Annotated in this window: 17 protein-coding genes and 1 pseudogene; 7 read left to right on the top strand and 11 right to left on the bottom strand. The window is 64.7% G+C overall.

What is annotated here, in order from left to right:
- Nucleotides 1-21 precede the first annotated feature (21 nt).
- On the top strand, nt 22-414 hold the full coding sequence (locus HNE05_RS10865) for a hypothetical protein (RefSeq protein WP_173206884.1): 393 nt from the start codon (nt 22-24) through the stop codon (nt 412-414).
- 197 nt (nt 415-611) lie between these two features.
- Here the strand turns inward: HNE05_RS10865 and cobA are convergent, their stop codons facing one another.
- The 7 genes and pseudogenes from cobA to HNE05_RS10830 form a co-directional block, all read right to left on the bottom strand.
- Nucleotides 612-1349, bottom strand: a complete 738-nt coding sequence (gene cobA, locus HNE05_RS10860) for a uroporphyrinogen-III C-methyltransferase (RefSeq protein WP_173206883.1) — start codon at nt 1347-1349, stop codon at nt 612-614.
- Nucleotides 1350-1440: 91 nt separating this feature from the next.
- Entirely contained in the window at nt 1441-4155 is a 2715-nt protein-coding gene (locus HNE05_RS10855) for a nitrate reductase (protein WP_240008853.1), read from the bottom strand.
- Nucleotides 4156-4219: 64 nt separating this feature from the next.
- Nucleotides 4220-5428 (bottom strand): annotated as a pseudogene (locus HNE05_RS10850) (NAD(P)/FAD-dependent oxidoreductase); the annotation flags it as partial.
- 273 nt (nt 5429-5701) lie between these two features.
- Nucleotides 5702-7369 (bottom strand): bifunctional protein-serine/threonine kinase/phosphatase, encoded by a 1668-nt coding sequence (locus HNE05_RS10845; protein WP_173206879.1) that lies wholly within the window; start codon nt 7367-7369, stop codon nt 5702-5704.
- Nucleotides 7370-7565: 196 nt separating this feature from the next.
- The gene (locus HNE05_RS10840) at nt 7566-8777 is read right to left on the bottom strand and encodes a nitrate/nitrite transporter (RefSeq protein ID WP_173206876.1); all 1212 of its coding nucleotides are present in this window, start codon (nt 8775-8777) and stop codon (nt 7566-7568) included.
- A 420-nt stretch (nt 8778-9197) separates the two neighbouring features.
- A complete protein-coding gene (locus HNE05_RS10835) occupies nt 9198-9671 on the bottom strand; it encodes a cytochrome C (RefSeq protein WP_173206873.1) in 474 nt (157 codons plus the stop codon).
- 77 nt (nt 9672-9748) lie between these two features.
- Nucleotides 9749-10189 carry a thioesterase family protein gene (locus tag HNE05_RS10830; protein WP_173206870.1) on the bottom strand — a complete coding sequence of 147 codons (441 nt, stop codon included), beginning with the start codon at nt 10187-10189 and terminating at the stop codon, nt 9749-9751.
- A 318-nt stretch (nt 10190-10507) separates the two neighbouring features.
- On the opposite strand from HNE05_RS10830, the gene pyrF reads away from it, so the two are divergent.
- From pyrF to HNE05_RS10815, 3 genes are all read left to right on the top strand, one after another.
- Nucleotides 10508-11203 (top strand): orotidine-5'-phosphate decarboxylase, encoded by a 696-nt coding sequence (gene pyrF, locus HNE05_RS10825; protein WP_173206867.1) that lies wholly within the window; start codon nt 10508-10510, stop codon nt 11201-11203.
- A gap of 150 nt (nt 11204-11353) precedes the next feature.
- On the top strand, nt 11354-12115 hold the full coding sequence (locus HNE05_RS10820; protein WP_173206864.1) for an SDR family oxidoreductase: 762 nt from the start codon (nt 11354-11356) through the stop codon (nt 12113-12115).
- Nucleotides 12116-12245: 130 nt separating this feature from the next.
- The gene (locus HNE05_RS10815) at nt 12246-13142 is read left to right on the top strand and encodes a bile acid:sodium symporter family protein (protein WP_173206861.1); all 897 of its coding nucleotides are present in this window, start codon (nt 12246-12248) and stop codon (nt 13140-13142) included.
- 114 nt (nt 13143-13256) lie between these two features.
- Here HNE05_RS10815 and HNE05_RS10810 read toward each other — a convergent pair whose 3' ends face one another.
- Both HNE05_RS10810 and HNE05_RS10805 read right to left on the bottom strand, forming a co-directional pair.
- Nucleotides 13257-14447: a benzoate/H(+) symporter BenE family transporter gene (locus tag HNE05_RS10810; protein ID WP_173206858.1), complete on the bottom strand. Its 1191-nt coding sequence runs from the start codon at nt 14445-14447 to the stop codon at nt 13257-13259.
- Nucleotides 14447-15058, bottom strand: coding sequence for a LysE family translocator (locus tag HNE05_RS10805; RefSeq protein WP_173206855.1), 612 nt, complete (start codon nt 15056-15058; stop codon nt 14447-14449). The genes HNE05_RS10810 and HNE05_RS10805 overlap by 1 nt, the downstream gene beginning before the upstream one ends.
- Nucleotides 15059-15201: 143 nt before the next feature.
- On the opposite strand from HNE05_RS10805, the gene HNE05_RS10800 reads away from it, so the two are divergent.
- Nucleotides 15202-15846, top strand: a complete 645-nt coding sequence (locus tag HNE05_RS10800; RefSeq protein ID WP_173206852.1) for a hypothetical protein — start codon at nt 15202-15204, stop codon at nt 15844-15846.
- Here HNE05_RS10800 and HNE05_RS10795 read toward each other — a convergent pair whose 3' ends face one another.
- Entirely contained in the window at nt 15847-16302 is a 456-nt protein-coding gene (locus HNE05_RS10795; RefSeq protein ID WP_173206849.1) for a MarR family winged helix-turn-helix transcriptional regulator, read from the bottom strand.
- An 83-nt stretch (nt 16303-16385) separates the two neighbouring features.
- On the opposite strand from HNE05_RS10795, the gene HNE05_RS10790 reads away from it, so the two are divergent.
- A complete protein-coding gene (locus HNE05_RS10790) occupies nt 16386-17546 on the top strand; it encodes an aminotransferase-like domain-containing protein (RefSeq protein ID WP_173206846.1) in 1161 nt (386 codons plus the stop codon).
- Nucleotide 17547: 1 nt separating this feature from the next.
- On the top strand, nt 17548-18150 hold the full coding sequence (locus HNE05_RS10785) for a glutathione S-transferase family protein (RefSeq protein WP_173206843.1): 603 nt from the start codon (nt 17548-17550) through the stop codon (nt 18148-18150).
- Between the two features lie 42 nt (nt 18151-18192).
- Here HNE05_RS10785 and HNE05_RS10780 read toward each other — a convergent pair whose 3' ends face one another.
- A complete protein-coding gene (locus HNE05_RS10780) occupies nt 18193-18564 on the bottom strand; it encodes a glutaredoxin family protein (RefSeq protein WP_173206840.1) in 372 nt (123 codons plus the stop codon).
- Between the last annotated feature and the right edge of the window lie 68 nt (nt 18565-18632).

The raw sequence follows: 18632 nt of genomic DNA, 5'->3' as shown, positions 1-18632 counted from the left end.
TAATCCCAAGGCAGAAAAATAATGGAAAGCGTAATTCTAGAAGTGATTTTCAATAATAAAGCAGAGAAGGTGAAGCTAACTTACTCCGAACAGCCTGCATCAGTTAGCGTGGTCTTTGCGGATGGGGCGAAATTCACCAGCACGGGCACAGATATATTTTCTTCTTTCTTGAGTCTGCGCGAAAGACTCCCTGGATATATATTTCAGTGCAAGGGGGCTAAAATCAACGTTCATCCCTCCAGAATGTCAAGCCAGATGGGGTGTGGTTTGATTGCGTATGAACTATCACTAGGGTTCCCAGCCAAAAAAAGTGACTTGGTGAATATATTTACTCCAGACGTGGTGAAGAGTGAAGTCACCACTAAAGAACAGCGTGACTTTTTCAAGAATTGGATGCAGTCGCTATCTGCATAATCTATATAGATAGCCGATAAGGAGCGGATTTATTTATTGACGATACCTCCGTAGTGTGTGGTGTTAGAAAATAAATCGCTCCTCGCTTTTCTCGAAAAGTGATATTTCCATATCCTGAGGATTTTTTAGAAAATCCGCGGCAAAAAAAGCCCGGCCAAAAGGCCGGGCAAAGCATTTCTCCGCAGGAGCGAAGGGGGTTAGGCAATCTCTGCCAAAGCTTGAATCTGTTGCTGCGCGGCCACTTCACCGATCACCAGGATCGCCGGGCTCTTGAGCTGAAAGTCGTGGGCAGCCTGCTGCATGCTCGCCAGGTTGCTGCGGCACTCGCGCTGGTGGGGCAGCGAGGCGTTTTCGATCATCGCCACCGGCATGTCGGCGCGCATGCCGCCGGCCAGCAGGCTTTCGCGGATGTCCGGCAGCTTGGCCACGCCCATGTACACCACCAGGGTGGTGCCGCTCTGCGCCAGGGCCGGCCAGTTGAGGCTGCTGTCGTCCTGGGTGTGGGCGGTGACCAGGGTCACGCCGCGGGCCACGCCGCGCAGGGTCAGGGGGATGCCGCAGTTGGTGGCGCCGGCCAGGCCGGCGGTGATGCCGTTGACCATTTCCACTTCGATGCCGTGCTCGGCCAGCCAGTCGGCTTCCTCGCTGCCACGACCGAAGATGCACGGGTCGCCACCTTTCAGGCGCACCACGCACTTGCCCTGGCGCGCGTAGCGCAGCATCAGGCGGTGGATGAAGGCCTGCGGGGTGGAGCGGCAGCCGCCGCGCTTGCCCACCGGGACGATGCGCGCATCCGGGCAGTGTTCCAGCACGGCCGGGTTGACCAGGTCGTCGATCATCACGATCTCGGCCTGGTTGAGGGCTTTCACCGCCTTGAGGGTCAGCAGTTCAGGATCACCAGGACCTGCGCCTACCAGCCAGACTTTTGCGCTCATCGACCTTTCCTCGTACTCATTGTGGGAGCGAGCTCTGCTCGCGAATCCCGGCTATCCAAAAGCTTCGCGAGCAGAGCTCGCTCCTACAGGGTCAGGCGCTGACGGCTACCGGTTGGGTCGCCAGCAGACGTTTGATTTCCGGTACGCAGGAGCCGCAGCTGGTGCCGCATTTCAGCTCCTGCTTGAGGCCGTTCAGGTCGAGGCCGCGGGCGATGCCGGCGCACACCGCGTCCTGGCTGACGTTCAGGCAGTTGCACAGGGTCTTGCTGAGCTTCTTGCCGTTGCTGCCCGGTGGAGTGGACAGCGGGGCGAGCAGCCAGCGGCGCAGGTCGGCGTCGGCCTGGCCGTCGTTCCACAAGCCTTTCAGCCAGTCGCGGGCCGCGGTTTCGCCGGCCAGGCGGATGCTGACGATGCGCCCGTCCTCGATGCGCACGCGCTTGCCCACGGTGCGCCGTGGATCGTCGTAGGCCAGCACCGGGCCAGCGTCGACCGCCAGCAGGGCATCGATCTGCGCCAGCAGTTCGGTGGGCGGGGCTTCGCCGCTGGCGGCCTTGATCAGCAGGGCCGGGCGTTCGCGGCCGGTGAGGGTCAGGCTGGCGTAGGTGAATGTCTCGAACAGCGGGCGCAGCGCTTCGAAACGGCGTTGCACATCCCCTTCGACCAGGGCGAAGAACTGCCAGGGCAGCTCGGCCTTGCTCACTTCGACACCGCTGAGTTTGAGCTCCGGCTGTTTGGACAGCGGGTCGAAGGCCGGCTGGGTCAGCACGTTGGTGCCCAGACCCTTGAGGAAGCGATTGCCCCAGTGCATCGGCAGGTAGGCCTGGCCGGGGCGCACGTTTTCGTCGGCCTGTACCGGCAGGCTCAGCTCGCCGCGGCGGCTGCGCAAGGTGACCAGTTCGCCCGTCTGCAGGCTGCGCCGGCGCAGTTCGTCCGGGTGCAGGCTGAGCACGGCCTCCTCGGCGTGGCCGAACAGACGCGCGGCGGTGCCGGTGCGGCTCATGCCGTGCCACTGGTCGCGCAGGCGACCGGTGTTGAGCAGCAGTGGATAGCGCGTATCGCGCTTCTCCTTGCCCGCGCAGTACGGGTCGGCCAGGAACTGCGCGCGCCCGCTGGCGGTGGGGAAGTGGCCATCCTCGTACAACCGCGCGGTGCCCTGCTGGGCGCCGGCCGGGAAGGGCCACTGTTGCGGACCTTGGTTATCCAGGATCGCGTAGCTCAGGCCGGACAGGTCGAGGTCGCGATTGCTGGTCAGGTGTTTGTATTCCTCGAACAGCGACTCGCTGTCGAGGAAGGTGAACAGGCTGGGCAGGCCGGGGCGGAGCAGTTGTTCCAGGCGACGGGCGAAATCACAGGTGATCACCCAATCCGGCCGCGCCTCTGCGGGCGCTGGCACGGCGCGGCGCACATGGGTAATGCGCCGCTCGGAGTTGGTCACGCTGCCTTCTTTTTCGCCCCAGCTGGCGGCTGGGAGCAGAAGGTCGGCGTAGTGGCAGGTTTCGGTGGTGAAGAAGGCTTCCTGCACCACCACGAAGGGGCAGGTGGCCAGGGCTTCGTGGATTTTCTGCTGGTCCGGCAGCGATTGTGCCGGGTTGGTGCAGGCGATCCATAGGGCCTTGATCTTGCCGACGCGCACTGCTTCGAACAGCTCGACGGCGCTCAGGCCGGGGCGCTCTGGCAGGCTGTTGACGCCCCAGTAGCGGGCGACTTCGGCGCGGTGCTCGGGGTTACCGGCCTCGCGGTGACCCGGCAGCAGGTTGCTCAGGCTGCCGGTCTCGCGGCCGCCCATGGCATTCGGTTGGCCGGTGAGGGAGAACGGACCGGCGCCGATCTTGCCGATCTGCCCGGTGGCCAGGTGCAGGTTGATCAGTGCGCTGTTCTTGGCTGAGCCGGCGGTGGACTGGTTGAGGCCCATGCACCACAGCGAGAGGAATGCCGGCGATTTACCGATCAGCTCGGCGGCGCGCAGCAGGTCGGCCTGGGCGATGCCGCAGATATCGGCGACGGCCGTCGGGGTAAATTCGCGCACCAGGCTCTTCAGGGCCTCGAAGCCTTCGGTGTGGGCGGTGATGTAGGCGTGGTCGACCCAGCCTTCCCACATGAGGATGTGCAGGATGCCGTGGAACAGCGCCACATCGGTACCCGGCAGGATCGCCAGGTGCAGGTCGGCCAGGTCGCAGGTGTCGGTGCGCCGTGGGTCGACGACGATGATCTTCATCTCCGGCCGCGCGGCTTTGGCCGCTTCCAGACGGCGGAACAGGATCGGGTGGGCGTAGGCCATGTTGCTGCCGGCGATCAGCAGGCAGTCAGCCAGCTCGATGTCCTCGTAGTTGCACGGGGGGGCATCGGCACCCAGGCTGCGCTTGTAGCCGACCACGGCCGAGGACATGCACAGGCGCGAGTTGCTGTCGATGTTGTTGGTGCCGACCAGGGCACGGGCCAGCTTGTTGAAGGCGTAGTAGTCCTCGGTCAGCAGTTGGCCGGAGATGTAGAAGGCCACGCTGTCCGGGCCGTGCTCGCGAATGGTCTCGGCGAATACATTGGCGGCGTGATCCAGGGCGCTGTCCCAGTCGCTGCGCGAGCGAGCCAGGCCCTTGCCCAGACGCAGCTCGGGGTAGAGCGCGCGGGCGTCGAGGTCGCCGGTCAGGTGTAGGGTCGAGCCCTTGCTGCACAGCTTGCCAAAGTTGGCGGGGTGCTCCGGGTCGCCCTGGACGCCGAGGATCTTCTCGCCGTCATGCTCGATCAGCACACCACAGCCGACGCCGCAGTAGCAGCAGGTGGTGGCGGTGTGCTGGGTGGCCGGGGCCACGACGGGTTGCAGGCTGAGTTCAGGCACGGGCGGTATCCTTGGCTGCGCTGGCGTTCGCCGCATCGATACTGGCCTGGCCGAACATCAGGTGATCGCGCACCTGGCTGATATCCGCTGCGCCGCAGATCTGCTGGAAGTACCAGCCGCCGTCCAGGGTGTCGCCGTACAGGCAGCCACCGACCAGTACGTCGTCCTTGATCACCAGTTTCTTGTACACGCTGCCGATGGGGTCGGTGAGGGTGATGGTCTCGGTGCCTTCGGCGCCCATGAAGTCGCCGGCGGAGAACAGGTCGATGCCGGTCACCTTGAGCTTGGTCGAGGTCACCGAGCCCTGGTAGCGCGCGGTGCCGAGCATGGCCAGGTGATTGGCGCAGACCTTGGCCTGTTCGAACAGCGGAGCGACCAGGCCGTAGGCGATGCCGCGATGGTTGGCGCATTCGCCGACCGCATAGACGCGCGGGTCGTAGGTTTGCAGGCAGTCGTCGACCAGAATGCCGCGGTTGCACGGGATGCCGCTCTTCTCGGCCAGTTCGGTGTTGGGGCGGATGCCGGCGGCCATCACCACCAGGTCGGCGGGAATCACGTCACCGCTCTTGAACTGCACGGCGCAGACGCGGCCGTCACCGTTGTCCACCAGCTCTTCGGTCTGTTCGCTCAGGCGGAAGTGGATGCCGCGAGCTTCCAGGGCGCTCTGCAGCAATTTGCCGGCGGTCTTGTCCAGTTGCCGTTCCAGCAGCCAGTCGGAGAGGTGCACGACGGTCACGTCCATGCCGCGCATCTTCAGGCCGTTGGCTGCTTCCAGGCCGAGCAGACCGCCACCGATGACCACGGCATGGCTGTGGGTCTTGGCGGTGTCGACCATCTGCTGGGTGTCGGCGATGTCGCGGTAGGCGATTACGCCGTCCAGGCGGTTGCCCGGCACTGGCAGGATGAAGGGATTGGAGCCGGTGGCCAGGATCAGGCGGTCGTATTCGGCCATGCTGCCGTCGTCGGCGGTGACCACACGCTTCTTGCGGTCGATGCTGACTACCTTGCACCCCAGGCGCAGCTCGATGTTGTTATCGAGGTACCAGTCCAGGCCATTGAGGACGATTTCATCGAAGCACTGTTCGCCGGCCAGTACCGGCGAGAGCAGGATGCGGTTGTAGTTCGGGTGCGGCTCGGCCCCGAACACGGTGATGTCGTAGAGGTCGGGAGTGAGCTTGAGCAGCTCCTCCAGCGTCCGCACGCCGGCCATACCGTTGCCAACCATTACCAGCTTGAGTTTTTTCATGCCGGCCATCTCCTGCGTAAGAATCACGAGAAACAAAAAAGGCGTCCCGCTAGTTGCCTAGCGAGGACGCCTTTGTCCTGCCCCGATCTGTCGGGAAGCAGCGCCTTCTACGTTGAAGGCAGTGCTTTTATGTACTGTCGATCTCTCTAAAGCAGGCAGCGTGCCAACTCTGTAGATGTTTGATTTTCAGGGGCTTTCAGCGATTTTCTGGAGGCTTGCGGGCGCGTCTGGCGCACCCGTATAAAGCAAGTTGCGCTGTTGTGGTGCGCTGGCTTATTTCAGCAGCAACACCAGCAAGCTCAGGTTCAGTAGCAGCGAGACCAGTGCCACCGTGCGCCAGACCTTGAGCGGCTCGCGCTCCAGCAATGGGCGGGGGCGCAGGCTGAGGGTCTGGCGTTCGCCCTGTTCCAGGGCCAGCAGCCATTCCTCGGCGGTTTCGAAGCGCTCGCCGGGGCTAACCGCCACCGCGCGCAGCAGGCAGTCGTCGAGCCAGGTCGGGATGTCCGGACGGTAGCGACTGGGCGCGGTCGGCTTGCCGAAGCGCGGGTGCTGGAAGGCCTCGATCTCGCCGTAGGGGTAGTGCCCGGTGAGCAGGTAATAGAGGGTCACGCCGGCGGCGTAGATATCCTGCTGCGCGCTGGGTTTGCCGCCGCTGAAGGCCTCCGGGGCGATAAAGCTGGGCGTGCCGGGCAGGGCGTGGGCTTCGTCGCGGGACAGGCCGGGGCAGTAGGCCAGGCCGAAATCCAGCACGCGTAGTTCACCGTCGTCGCACCACAGCAGGTTTTCCGGCTTGATGTCGCGGTGCAGCAGGTTGCGCCGGTGCAGCATGCCGAGGGCCTTGAGCAGGCGCGGCGCCAGCTCCAGCCACTCCGGCAAGCCCAAGGGGCCGGACAGGCGCAGGTGCTCGGCGAGGGTCTGGCCCTGATGCTCGCGCTGGACGTAGTAGAGATGCTGGCGCTGCGGCAGCGGGTGGGCTTCGGCAAAATTGCGCCCGGCCACACGGCGCAGGAACCATTCTTCGAGGAGCAGGGCGGGGCCGGCCTGTTCTTCGTCATGGCGGCTGGCCGGCAGGGTTTTTAGCAACCAGCGGCGTGACTGGTTGTCACGCACGCGGTAGACCAGTGACTGACGCGATTCGGCGAGCAGGCGCTCGACCTGCCAGCCTTCGAAATTCTGCCCGTCGCGCAGGCGCGGCGGCAGCGGCCAGTGCTTGAGCTGGGCCAGGGTGTCGGCCAGGTCGTTGTCCGGCAGGCTCTGTACGTCTACCAGTACGGCGCTGGCATTGTCCTGGCTGCCGGCCAGGTGGGCGGCGCTGACCAGGGCGCGGCAGGCGGCGGCCGGGTCACTCTCGTCCTTGAGCATGCTGTGGATGCCCTGGTCGCCGAGGGTCGACCAGACGCCGTCGCTGACCAGCAGGAAGCGTTCGCCTTCGCGCAGCTCGCCTTCTAGGTAATCCACCACCAGGTGCTGGTCCAGGCCCATGGCGCGCTTGAGTACGTGCTGCATGCCCGGCTGTTCCCAGACGTGGTCTTCGCTGAGGCGTTCGATCTCACCATCCAGGCAGCGATAGGCCCGGCAGTCGCCGACATGCGCCAGGGTGAAGCGGCGGCCGCGCAGCACCAGGGCGGTGAGGGTGGTCAGCAGCGGCTGGCCGCCACCGTTGGCCTGCAGCCAGCGGTTGTGGGCGACCAGCAGACGATCCAGTGATTGCGCCACGGCCCAGGTTTCCGGAGTGGCGTAGTAGTCGAGGGCCAGGGCCTGCAGGGTGGCGCGGGCCGCCAGGCCGCCATCGGCGCATTGACTGACGCCATCGGCCAGGGCGAACAGGAAGCCCTTGCTCGCCGCCAGGGCGGGCGCCGGGGTGACTACGCGGATGGCGTCCTGGTTCTCGGCACGGGGGCCGGTGGCAGAGGCTTCGCCGAAGCTGAGTTGCAGGGCCATCGGGCTCTCTCGTGCGAAGAGCGCCCTGAGGCGCCCGAGAATTCAAGTCGGTTGAGACAAAGGCTGAGCCACCTAGACGCCCAGGAGTGTTGCCACTCCACCTTTCCTGACCAGTGCAGGGAGTCTGTGGTCGCCCCGCCTTTGTCGCAACCGACCTGTGCGGGGCCGGGCAGTGAGCCCGGCACCGGACACAGGGTTATACGCGGGCGGCAGTTACTGCAGCGCTGCCCCAGGTGGTGCGCCAGCGCAGCTTGACGCCGTACAGGCCGACCCAGGCCAGGATGCCCAGGCTGGCGAACAGCCACAGGCCGAGCTGGTAGGAGCCGGTGGACTGCTTGATGGCGCCGAGCCCGGCGGTCAGGCAGAAACCGCCGATGCCGCCGGCCATGCCGATCAAGCCGGTCATCACGCCGATTTCCTTGCGAAAGCGCTGCGGCACCAGCTGGAACACCGCACCGTTGCCGGCACCCAGGCTGAGCATGGCGACCACGAACAGGGCCAGGGCGGCCAGCGAGCTGGGCAGGTTGAAGCCGACGGCGGCGATGCAGATCGAGGCGCAGGTGTACATCACCAGCAGCGAGCGGATGCCGCCGATGCGGTCGGCCAGGGCGCCGCCGAGCGGGCGCATCAGGCTGCCGGCGAACACGCAGGCAGCGGTGTAGTAACCCGCCTTGACCGGATCGAAGCCGTACTGGTCATGGAAGTAGCCGGGCAGGGTGCTGGCCAGGCCGAGGAAACCACCGAAGGTCACGCTGTAGAAGAACATGAACCACCAGCTGTCGCGGTCACCCAGGGCCTTGAGGTAGTCGGCCATGGATTTCACCGGCGGCCGCTCCGGGGCGTTGCGCGCCACCATGGCGAAGATGATCAGCACCAGCACCAGCGGAATCAGCGCCAGGCCGAACACGTTGCTCCAGCCGAACATGGCGGCCAGGCCGGGGGCGAAGAGGGCGGCCAGCACGGTGCCGGAGTTGCCGGCGCCGGCGATGCCCATGGCCTTGCCCTGGTGCTGCGGCGGGTACCACTGCGAGGCCAGCGGCAGGGCGACGGCGAAGGAGGCACCGGCGAAACCGAGGAACAGACCGAGCAACAGTGCTTGCTCGTAGCTATGCACGCCGTGCAGCCAGGCCACCGTGAGGGCGGCGATGACAATCACCTGGCCGATCAGGCCGGCGGTCTTGGGCGACGTGCGGTCGGCCAGCAGGCCCATCAGGAAGCGCAGTACGGCACCCGCCAGAATCGGCGTGGCCACCATCATGGCGCGTTGCTGGGTGGTCAGGCCCAGGTCGGTGGCAATCTGCACGCCCATCGGGCCGAGCACGTACCAGACCATGAAGCTCAGATCGAAATAAAGGAAGGCGGCGAACAGCGTCGGTGTGTGGCCGGCTTTCCAGAAACTTGTATTCATCCAACACCTCGTCAGCAAATGAGAGTCCCGGTAGGCTGCCGGTCGATGTGATCGTGGGCACATCGCCGGCAGCCACCGGGCGAAGCCGGGCGCTTGTGACGCCCAGCCCTGAGGCCGAAGCCGCAGCCAGATTGAGAGAGTTACCGATCGACGTCCGGATCGCGGCCCGTCGACCCACCCCATGCGTTGGGGCTGAAACGCAAAAAGCGCCGCACCACCTGATCGCTAGTTAGCGGGGTAGTGCGACGCCTTTGTCGTATCTGGGGCAACCGCCATTGGATGCCATGGCGGTACTACAGCAAGAGCCGGGCCAACGTGCCTGTTTGCCTGCTGCGCGGGCTGTACAGCCGTGTTGCTCGAGGTGGTCGGTTCAATACGGTGCGCAAGTGATGCTCTTCGCACTGTATTGGGGCGCGACGCTCAGGGTTGCGTGGGCGGTTGCGGAAACTGCACCACCGGGCCTTGGGCCGTCTGCCCGGGCGGCAAGGCGGCGGGTGCCGGCTGGCCGGCTTCACCGAGTTGCTTGGCGAAGCGATGGATGCTGCGCAGATCGTCTTCTTCCATGATGCGCAACGCGTGGTTGGGCATGGGCGGGCGGTAGTTGGCGTTGCGCGCCAGTTGCAGCCACTGTTCTTCCGTCAATTTGGGCAATACCAGGCGCAGGTTGCTGGCGTAGGTGACGCCCCAGGGCCCGCTCCAGCCCAGGCTGTCGCCCAGCAGCCAGGCGCTTTCCGGCACCTGGTCTGGCGCCATGATATAGCCGGAGGTATGGCAATCGTTGCAGCCGGATACCTGTACCAGGTAGCGGCCGCGCTCGACGGAAGGCTCGGCCTGGCTGGCCATGGGCAGTGCTGCCAGGCTGGCCAGCAGCAGGGGTTGGAAGAGAATGCGCATGTCTGGGCTCCTCGGCTGATGCCTCTGGTGGGCAATCCGTGATTAACCCTAGAACCTGCTCCAGCGCTGCGCCAGCCTCAGTCCAGCCAGTTGACCGCGGGGAACTTGCCGCGAAATGACTCGGGCATGGCGGCGACCTTGCCCAGGCGGTAGTCGAAGAACACGAAGCCGGATTTGGCCAGGGCGATCAGCGTGCCGTCGACCGGGCGGGTGATGCGGAAGATGATGTCGCCGCCGTAGCGGTTGAAATCCATCACGCCGACTTCGAACAGCAACTGGTCGCGGGCGTGGGATTCGGCGCGGTACATGGTGGCCAGGTCGGTGACGATGATGCCGTCGTCCTCAGCCGTTTCGCGGATGCCGAAATCGAACAGAAAGCGCGCCCGTGCTTCGGAAATCATCGAGATCATCGAATCGTTGCCCAGGTGATTGCTGGCATTGATGTCGGTGCTGCGCACGGTCATGTGGGTGCTGTAGCAGAAGGGCTGCTGGGAGAAATCGAGCTGGAGACGGGCCATGACTGCTGCCTGGTCGTGGGGAAGGCGCACAGTTTAACGGCGTCACGCCGGTGCGGAAGCATTGCTGCGGTGAATGCCAGGTTGCGGGCAAACGGGTGGGCGTCAACCAGGACTGGGGCGTAACGGGGCAGGTGGCCTGTGGTGCCTGCGTGTGGCGGGAGCACGCCGACTCCCGAGGCTTCTGCCGGTACCCAAGCACTGGCCGGGTGCATGACGGCCCTGGCGCGGCCGCTTAGCAGCCCACCGGGCGCCAGTTCTGACGCCGGCGGCGGCTTTCGCTACAATGCGCGGCGTTTTCGACCTGCCTGTGAGCCCGCCATGTCCTGCCAGACCCCGATCATCGTTGCCCTCGACTTTCCTTCCCGTGACGCCGCGCTGGCCCTCGCCGATCAGCTCGATCCCACGCTGTGCCGGGTCAAGGTGGGCAAGGAGCTGTTCACCCGCAGCGGCCCGGCGGTGGTCGAGACCTTGCAGGCCAAGGGCTTCGAGGTGTTCCTCGACCTGAAATTCCACGACATCCCCAACACCACGGCGATGGCGGTCAAGGCCGCCGCCGAGCTGGGCGTATGGATGGTCAACGTGCACTGCTCCGGTGGCCTGCGCATGATGGCGGCCTGCCGCAACGAGCTGGACAAACTCAGCGGCGCCAAGCCGCTGCTGATCGGCGTGACCGTGCTGACCAGCATGGAGCAGGACGACCTGGCCGGCATCGGCCTGGACATCGCCCCGCAGGAGCAGGTGCTGCGCCTGGCGGGTCTGGCTGCCCAGGCGGGCATGGACGGTCTGGTCTGCTCGGCCCAGGAAGCGCCGGCCCTCAAGGCTGCACAGCCGGCCCTGCAACTGGTGACCCCCGGCATTCGCCCGGCGGGCAGTGCGGCCGATGACCAACGGCGCATCCTCACCCCGGCCGATGCGCTCAAGGCCGGTTCCGACTACCTGGTGATCGGCCGCCCGATCAGCCAGGCCAGCAACCCGGCCAAGGCCCTGGCCGAGATCGTCGGCGAACTCAACTAACTGCAGGATTAATCCATCTCGGTGATGGAGGCCTCCTGGCTTTCATCACTCGGATGGATAGTCTTTTACACGGCACCTTGATAGTGCTGCTCGTGACGCGGGTGGCTGGCTAGACTGCGCTCATTCCCAACTCCCTGCGAGGATAGAGACATGAGCATGACCTTTTCCGGCAAAGTAGCTCTCGTAACCGGTGGTGCCGCCGGCATTGGCCGTGCCACCGCCCTGGCCTTTGCGGGCGAAGGCCTGCAGGTGGTGGTTTCCGATGTCGACGTGGTCGGCGGCGAAGGCACCGTGCAGCTGATCCGCGAAGCCGGTGGTGATGCCGCCTTCGTACGCTGCGACGTGACCCGCGAAGCCGAGGTCAAGGTGCTCATGGAGCGCACCCTGGCCGCCTATGGCCGCCTGGACTACGCCTTCAACAACGCCGGCATCGAGATCGAGAAGGGCAAGCTGGCCGAGGGCAGCGAGGCCGAGTACGACGCCATCATGGGTGTCAACGTCAAGGGCGTATGGCTGTGCATGAAGCACCAGATCCCGCTGCTGCTGGCCCAGGGTGGTGGTGCCATCGTCAACACCGCCTCGGTGGCCGGCCTCGGGGCCGCACCGAAGATGAGCATCTATGCCGCCTCCAAGCACGCGGTAATCGGTCTCACCAAGTCCGCTGCCGTCGAATATGGCAAGAAGAAGATCCGCGTCAACGCCGTGTGCCCGGCGGTGATCGACACCGACATGTGGCGCCGTGCAGCCGAAGCTGACCCGAAGAAAGCCGAGTTCGTCGCCGGCATGCACCCGGTTGGGCGTATCGGGCGAGTCGAGGAAATCGCCACGGCGGTGCTCTACCTCTGCTGTGACGGGGCAGGCTTCACCACCGGCCACTCGTTGGCGGTGGATGGCGGGGCTACCGCGATCTGAACCTGAAGGCGCCGCAAGGCGCCTTTTTTGCATTCTGTAACAGCAATACCGCCCCTTGGCGCGCAAAGCCAGTTACAAGGTTGTTGGTAGTCGTGAAGAATCGGCCGACTCGTTTCGGAGAACAACAAGAATGACCGCATCACCCTTGCTCACCGCATTTCTCCCCATAGCCCTGGGCATCATTATGCTCGGACTGGGCTTGTCGCTGACCCTGGCGGACTTCGCCCGGGTGGTGAAGTTTCCCAAACCGGTACTGATCGGCCTGGGTTGCCAGCTGCTGCTGTTGCCGCTGCTGTGCTTCCTGATTGCCAAGGGCTTCGGCCTGGCACCGGCGCTGGCGGTCGGCCTGATGCTGCTGGCGGCTTCGCCCGGCGGAACCTCGGCCAACCTTTACAGCCATCTGGCCCACGGTGATGTGGCGCTGAACGTGACGCTGACGGCCGTCAACTCGGTGATCGCGATCCTGACCATGCCGTTTATCGTCAACCTGTCGCTGGCGTATTTCATGGAGGCCGATCAGGCCATCCCGCTGCAGTTCGCCAAAGTGGTGCAGGTGTTCGCCATCGTGCTCGGCCCGGTGGCCATCGGCATGGTGATTCGCCGTCTGGCGCCCGGCTTCGCCAACGCCATGGAGAAGCCGGTGAAGATCATCTCCGCGCTGTTCCTAGTGCTGGTGGTGGTGCTGGCCTTCATCAAGGACTGGCAGACGGTGGTGGACTACGCCCCGGTGGTTGGTCTGGCGGCGTTGCTGTTCAACCTGGTCAGCCTCGCCGTGGGTTACGGCGTGCCGCGCCTGATGAAGCTGCCACGCCGCCAGGCGGTGGCCATCGGCATGGAAATCGGCATCCACAACGGCACCCTGGCGATCGCCCTGGCGCTCAGTCCGATGCTGCTGAACAACGCCACCATGGCCATTCCGGCGGCGATCTACAGCTTCATCATGTTCTTCACCGCTGCAGCCTTCGGCTGGTGGGTCAACTTCGCCCACGGCAAGGAACTGGCCAGCGAGGAAGCCGAGGCGGCCTGATACGTCGCGCCAAGAAAAAGCCCGGGCATGCCCGGGCTTTTTCGTGCTGCAAGTGCGTCGTAGCCCGGATGCAATCCGGGAGACCGGCGACTCCGATCCCGGATTACATCCGGGCTACACCTTGCGCCAGTTGAGGATCAGCAGGGTCAGCGCGCCGCCGATCAGGCCCCAGAAGGCCGAGCCGATACCGAGCAGAGTCATGCCCGAGGCGGTGACCATGAAGGTGATCAGCGCGGCGTCACGCTCGCCAGGGTTCTGCATGGCCTGGGCCAGGCCATTGCCGATGGAACCGAGCAGGGCCAGGGCGGCGATGGACAGCACCAGGGCTGTCGGCAACGCGGCGAACAGCGCGGCCAGGGTCGCAGCGAAAATCCCGGCGATGCCGTAGAACACCCCGCACCAGAGCGCCGCGGTGTAACGCTTGTGACGATCCTCATGGGCTTCGGCGCCGGTACAGATCGCCGCACTGATGGCCGCCAGGTTGATGCCATGGGAGCCAAACGGCGCCAGCAGCAGCGAGGCGATGCCGGTGGTGGAGATCAGTGGCGAGGGCGGTACGTCATAGCCATCGGCGCGCAGCACGGCAATCCCGGGAATGTTCTGCGAGGCCATCGCCACCACGAACAGCGGAATGCCGATGCTGATCACCGCGCTGAAGGAGAAGCTCGGTGTGGTCCACACCGGAACCGCCACCTGCCACTCGAACTGGCTGAAATCCAGCAGACCCAGCACACCGGCCACGCTTGCGCCGACCAGCAGCGCCGCCGGCACGGCATAGCGCGGCAGCAGGCGCTTGCCGAGCAGAAAGGTGAAAAACATGGCCAGCACCAGCAAGGTGTTGCTTTGCGCAGCGATAAAGATTTCGCTGCCGATGCGGAACAGGATCCCGGCCAGCAGCGCCGCGGCCAACGAGGCCGGCAGGTGGCGCATGACTCGCTCGAAGGTGCCGGACAGGCCCAGCAGGCTGAGCAGCAGGGCGCAGACGACAAAGGCGCCGATGGCTTCCGGGTACGTTACCCCCGGCAGGCTGGTGATCAGCAGCGCCGCGCCGGGGGTCGACCAGGCCACCACGATCGGTGCGCGGTAGCGCAGCGACAGGCCGATGGTACAGATCGCCATGCCGATCGACAGGGCCCACAGCCAGGAGGAGATCTGCGCAGTACTCAGGCCGGCCGCCTGGCCGGCCTGGAACATCAGCACCAGCGAGCTGGTGTAGCCGGTGAGCATGGCGACGAAGCCGGCGACGACTGCCGATGGCGAGCTGTCTGCCAGCGGGCGCAAGGGCAGGGGTTGGGCCTGGGTCATCAGAGCGGTCCTTGGAAATCGCTAAGGATAGGGTAGAGCGAAGCCACCAGTAGCAAGGCCATGCCGATGTTGAAAGCACGCAGCACGCGCGGCGCCTCCAGCCAGCGGCGCAGGAAGCTGCCGGCCACGGTCCACAAGCCGACGCTGGGGCAGTTGACTAGGGCGAACAGGGCGGCGATCAGCAGCACGTTGAGCAGAAAGCCCTCATGCGGGGTGTAGGTGGTGATGGCGCCGATGGCCATGATCCAGGCCTTGGGGTTGACCCACTGGAAGGCCGCGGCCTGCAGGAAGGTAAACGGCTTGCTGTTGCCGCTGGCGGCATCCGGTGCGCCGGCGCCGGCAATCTTCCAGGCCAGGTACAACAGATAAGCCGCGCCACCGTAGCGCAGCGCGCTGTACAGCGGCGGGAACTGCTCGAACAATTGGCCAAGCCCCAGGCCCACGGCGATCACCAGGATCATGAAACCCAGGCTGATGCCGAGCATGTGTGGCAGGCTGCGGCGCACGCCGAAATTCACCCCGGAGGCGAGCAGCATCATGTTGTTCGGCCCCGGGGTAACCGAGGTGACGAAGGCAAAGGCGATAAAGGCGAGCAACAGTTCAGTGGTCATGGCAACACTCCGGGCTTGCTGGCAGCCTATGCCCTGTTAGGCTGAGCGTCGCGGTACAGCAGCGCGTGCTTTGAGCGATACAGTTTTCGCCAGAGTCGAAACTGCACGGTACTGTTCCTTTCATCGCAGACACAGGAAGTCGTATGGAACAAAACAACCCTTATGCCGCGCCACAGGTGGCGTTGGTCGATCAGCAATCGCCTCAGCCACTGCTGGGCTGGAGTGCCGGGCAACTGCAGGTGCTTGGTTGGCTATGCCTGGTGTCGCTGCTTGCGTCCCTGGTTGACATGGTGCTGGTGTTCGTCGTCGACGAGCAAGCCGATGCCCTTCTGCAACAGGGCGTGGTGGCCCTTGGGCTGGTCACCGTCATGCTCGGCATGTACCTGCTGCTGCGCTTCAAAGGCTTTGCCGAGCAGCGCTTCAGTGCCCGCCGCCTGAGCCTGCCGGTGTGGCTTTCGGTGTTCTTTATGCTGGTGCTGGAGGGTTTTGACCTGGCTTTCGGCGATGCCGAGCTGGCTCAGTTCGGCTGGCCGATGTTCGTCTACTTCGGCTTGCTGGCCGTGCTGGGTGGGGTGACGCTGTGGCTGGGGATCAGGCTGTTGCAGGTCAAGGACGTCTATCCGGTGTTCCGCGTGATGGCCTGGATGGAAATCGTCGGTGGCGGTTTGCTGGCCACCATCCTGCTGATGGTGCTGGCGGTTGTGCCGCTGGTGGGCGCCACGCTGTGCATGATGCTGGTGTTCTTCCGCGGCGCCGAGGAGTTGCGCGGGCAGCCGGCCCAGGGCTGATCAGTCTTCGCCGAGCAGCACCTGGCGGGTGTTGCCGAGCCGCTGGTTGACCGCCAACCAGCTGCTCACTGCATCCGCGCCGGCTTCTGCGAGCATGCGCTCGAGCAGTTTCACCTGCTCGCGGCGCAGCGCCTGCTCCAGCTTGGCGCCATCGTCGGTCAGCGCCAGCAGGCGTTTGCGCTTGTCGTCCGGCGCCGCCAGGCTTTCCACCAGATTCATTTCCAGCAACTGGCGCAGCGGAATGTTCAGCGCCTGCTTGCTCACGCCCAGATAGCCGAGCAGCTGTTTCATGCTCAGCCCCGGGTAGCGGGCGATGAAGAACAGAATGCGATGGTGAACCCGCGACAGACCCCGGCGGGCGAGCATTTCGTCCGGTTTGGCGGTGAAGGCCTGGTAGCCGAAGAAGAAGGCTTCCATGGCGGCCTGCTGGCTGGTCGGCTTTTTCAGGTCAAGCATATTGACGTATCTGTCCGAGTCGGCGTAGTTTCGGTCAATCAGTTTGACCCAATTTGTCCTGCCTTTGCTACCGGTGATTTGTCATGGCCTTCTCCGAACGTGTTGCCCGCCTGAAAAGCTCCCTGATCCGCGAAATCCTTGCTGCGGCGCAGCGTCCGGAGGTGATGTCCTTCGCTGGCGGCCTGCCGGCCGAGGCGATGCTGCCCAAGGTGGATTGGAACGACATGCCGGTCAGCATGGGCCAGTACGGCATGAGCGAAGGCGAGCCGGAACTGCGCGAGCGGATTGCCGCCGAAGCGCGCCTGCTCGGCGTACCGTGCGAGGCCAGCCAGGTGCTGATCGTCTGCGGTTCGCAGCAGACCCTCGACCTGGCCAGTAAGCTGTTCATCGATCCGGGTACCGAAATCCTGGTGGAAGCGCCAACCTACCTGGCCGCGCTGCAGTCCTTTCAGCTGTTCGGCGCCGACTGCATCACCGTGCCCCAGGAAGCCGACGGCCCCGAGCTGGAGGCTCTGCGCCAGCGCCTGCAGAACCACAAGCCGGCTTTCGCCTACCTCATTCCGACCTTCCAGAATCCGTCCGCCGTGCGTTACAGCGAAGCCAAGCGCGATGCGGTGGCGGCGTTGCTCGACGAGTTCAACGTCACACTGATCGAGGATGAGCCGTACCGCGAGCTGGTCTTCGATGCCGGCAGCGCCACGCCGATCGTCAGCCGCCTCAAGCGCACCAGCTGGATCTACACCGGCACCGTCTCCAAGACTCTGCTGCCGGGTCTGCGCGTGGGTTACCTGATCGCTACCCCGGACCTGTTCCCGCATCTGTTGCGCCTGAAACAGTCCGCTGACCTGCACACCAACCGTATCGGCCAGTGGCAGGCGCTGCAGTGGCTGGGCAGCGACAAATACCGCGCGCACCTGGCCGAGCTGCGCGACTTCTACCGTGTGCGTCGCGACGCCATGCAGGTGGCGCTGCAGGAACACTTCGGTGACTTGGCAACCTGGGAGATTCCTCAGGGTGGCCTATTCTTCTGGCTGACCCTGAAGGACAAGCTGGATACCCGCACCCTGCTGCAGCCGGCGATGGCGCAAAACGTGGCGTTCATGCCGGGCGAGCCGTTCTTCGTCGAGCCGGATGCCAACCCCGGTCACCTGCGCTTGAACTTCAGCCACGTCGAGCCGGAGCGTCTGGGCGAAGGCCTGCGTCGCCTGGCGGCGGTGGTGCGCGAAGCGCAAGGGAGTAAATAGCATGCTCAAGGTCTACGGTGATTACCGTTCTGGCAACTGCTACAAGATCAAACTGATGCTGCACCTGCTCGGCCGCGAGTGCGAGTGGCTGCCGATCGACATCCTCAAGGGTGAAACGCAGACTGCCGAGTTTTTGGCCAAGAACCCCAACGGCAAGATCCCGGTGCTGGAACTGGAAGACGGCACCTACCTGTGGGAGTCGAATGCCATCCTCAACTTCCTCGCCGATGGCAGCGAGTTCATCCCCAGCGAGCCGCGCCTGCGCACGCAGATGCTGCAATGGCAGTTCTTCGAGCAGTACAGCCATGAGCCCTACGTGGCGGTGGCGCGCTTCATCCACCTGTACCAGGGGCGCCCGGCCGAACGCGAGGAAGAACTCAAGGTGTGCATGGTGCGCGGCCACAAGGCGCTCAAGGTGATGGAGCAGCAGCTCAGCCGTACGCCCTACCTGGTCGGCGAGCAGTACACCATCGCCGACATCGCCCTGTACGCCTATACCCACGTGGCCAACGAGGGTGGCTTCGACCTCCGCGCCTATCCGGCGGTGCAGGCCTGGCTCGCGCGCGTGGCCAGCCATCCCAAGCATGTGAGCATGCTCGGCTGACAGTGGGCTGGGGGCAGGGCGATTGCGTCTTGCCCCACAGGCTTACTGCGCGGCGAAACGCTCGTTCAGATAGGCGCTGATGGCCTTGGATTCATACAGCCAGCGGCTCCCGCCCTGTTCCTCGATACGCAGACACGGCACCTGGATCTTGCCGCCTTGCTCCAGCAGCTCTTGGCGGTGAGTGGCGTCGTTCTTCGCATCACGCAGCGCTACCGGCACGTTCAGGCGGTGCAGGTTGCGCCGAGTCTTCACGCAGAACGGGCAGGCATGGAACTGATACAGCGCCAGGCCGGCGGCTTCGCGTTCGACCTGGGCCTGGGCTTCTGCGCTGCGCTTGAGTTTGCGCGGACGGGTGATGAAATCGATGAAGATGATGATCTGGCCGAGGCCGATCCGCAGTGCCTTGATAAGCATCGCCGGTCATTCCTGTAGGAGTGTCTGAAAGGGGCGGCAGGGTACCCGACTTGCTCGGGCTTGGCTGT

The organism is Pseudomonas campi, assembly GCF_013200955.2.
Taxonomy (GTDB): Bacteria; Pseudomonadota; Gammaproteobacteria; order Pseudomonadales; family Pseudomonadaceae; genus Aquipseudomonas; species Aquipseudomonas campi.
The sequence above is the reverse complement of the archived record's forward strand: the minus strand, read 5'-3'. Positions and strand labels throughout refer to the sequence as shown.

Coding starts and splice junctions, on each gene's coding strand:
- HNE05_RS10865 (WP_173206884.1), top strand. CDS start 22: ATGGAAAGCGTAATTCTAGAAGTGATTTTCAATAATAAAGCAGAGAAG.
- cobA (WP_173206883.1), bottom strand. CDS start 1,349: ATGAGCGCAAAAGTCTGGCTGGTAGGCGCAGGTCCTGGTGATCCTGAA.
- HNE05_RS10845 (WP_173206879.1), bottom strand. CDS start 7,369: ATGGCCCTGCAACTCAGCTTCGGCGAAGCCTCTGCCACCGGCCCCCGT.
- HNE05_RS10840 (WP_173206876.1), bottom strand. CDS start 8,777: ATGAATACAAGTTTCTGGAAAGCCGGCCACACACCGACGCTGTTCGCC.
- HNE05_RS10835 (WP_173206873.1), bottom strand. CDS start 9,671: ATGCGCATTCTCTTCCAACCCCTGCTGCTGGCCAGCCTGGCAGCACTG.
- HNE05_RS10830 (WP_173206870.1), bottom strand. CDS start 10,189: ATGGCCCGTCTCCAGCTCGATTTCTCCCAGCAGCCCTTCTGCTACAGC.
- pyrF (WP_173206867.1), top strand. CDS start 10,508: ATGTCCTGCCAGACCCCGATCATCGTTGCCCTCGACTTTCCTTCCCGT.
- HNE05_RS10820 (WP_173206864.1), top strand. CDS start 11,354: ATGAGCATGACCTTTTCCGGCAAAGTAGCTCTCGTAACCGGTGGTGCC.
- HNE05_RS10815 (WP_173206861.1), top strand. CDS start 12,246: ATGACCGCATCACCCTTGCTCACCGCATTTCTCCCCATAGCCCTGGGC.
- HNE05_RS10810 (WP_173206858.1), bottom strand. CDS start 14,447: ATGACCCAGGCCCAACCCCTGCCCTTGCGCCCGCTGGCAGACAGCTCG.
- HNE05_RS10805 (WP_173206855.1), bottom strand. CDS start 15,058: ATGACCACTGAACTGTTGCTCGCCTTTATCGCCTTTGCCTTCGTCACC.
- HNE05_RS10800 (WP_173206852.1), top strand. CDS start 15,202: ATGGAACAAAACAACCCTTATGCCGCGCCACAGGTGGCGTTGGTCGAT.
- HNE05_RS10795 (WP_173206849.1), bottom strand. CDS start 16,302: ATGCTTGACCTGAAAAAGCCGACCAGCCAGCAGGCCGCCATGGAAGCC.
- HNE05_RS10790 (WP_173206846.1), top strand. CDS start 16,386: ATGGCCTTCTCCGAACGTGTTGCCCGCCTGAAAAGCTCCCTGATCCGC.
- HNE05_RS10785 (WP_173206843.1), top strand. CDS start 17,548: ATGCTCAAGGTCTACGGTGATTACCGTTCTGGCAACTGCTACAAGATC.
- HNE05_RS10780 (WP_173206840.1), bottom strand. CDS start 18,564: ATGCTTATCAAGGCACTGCGGATCGGCCTCGGCCAGATCATCATCTTC.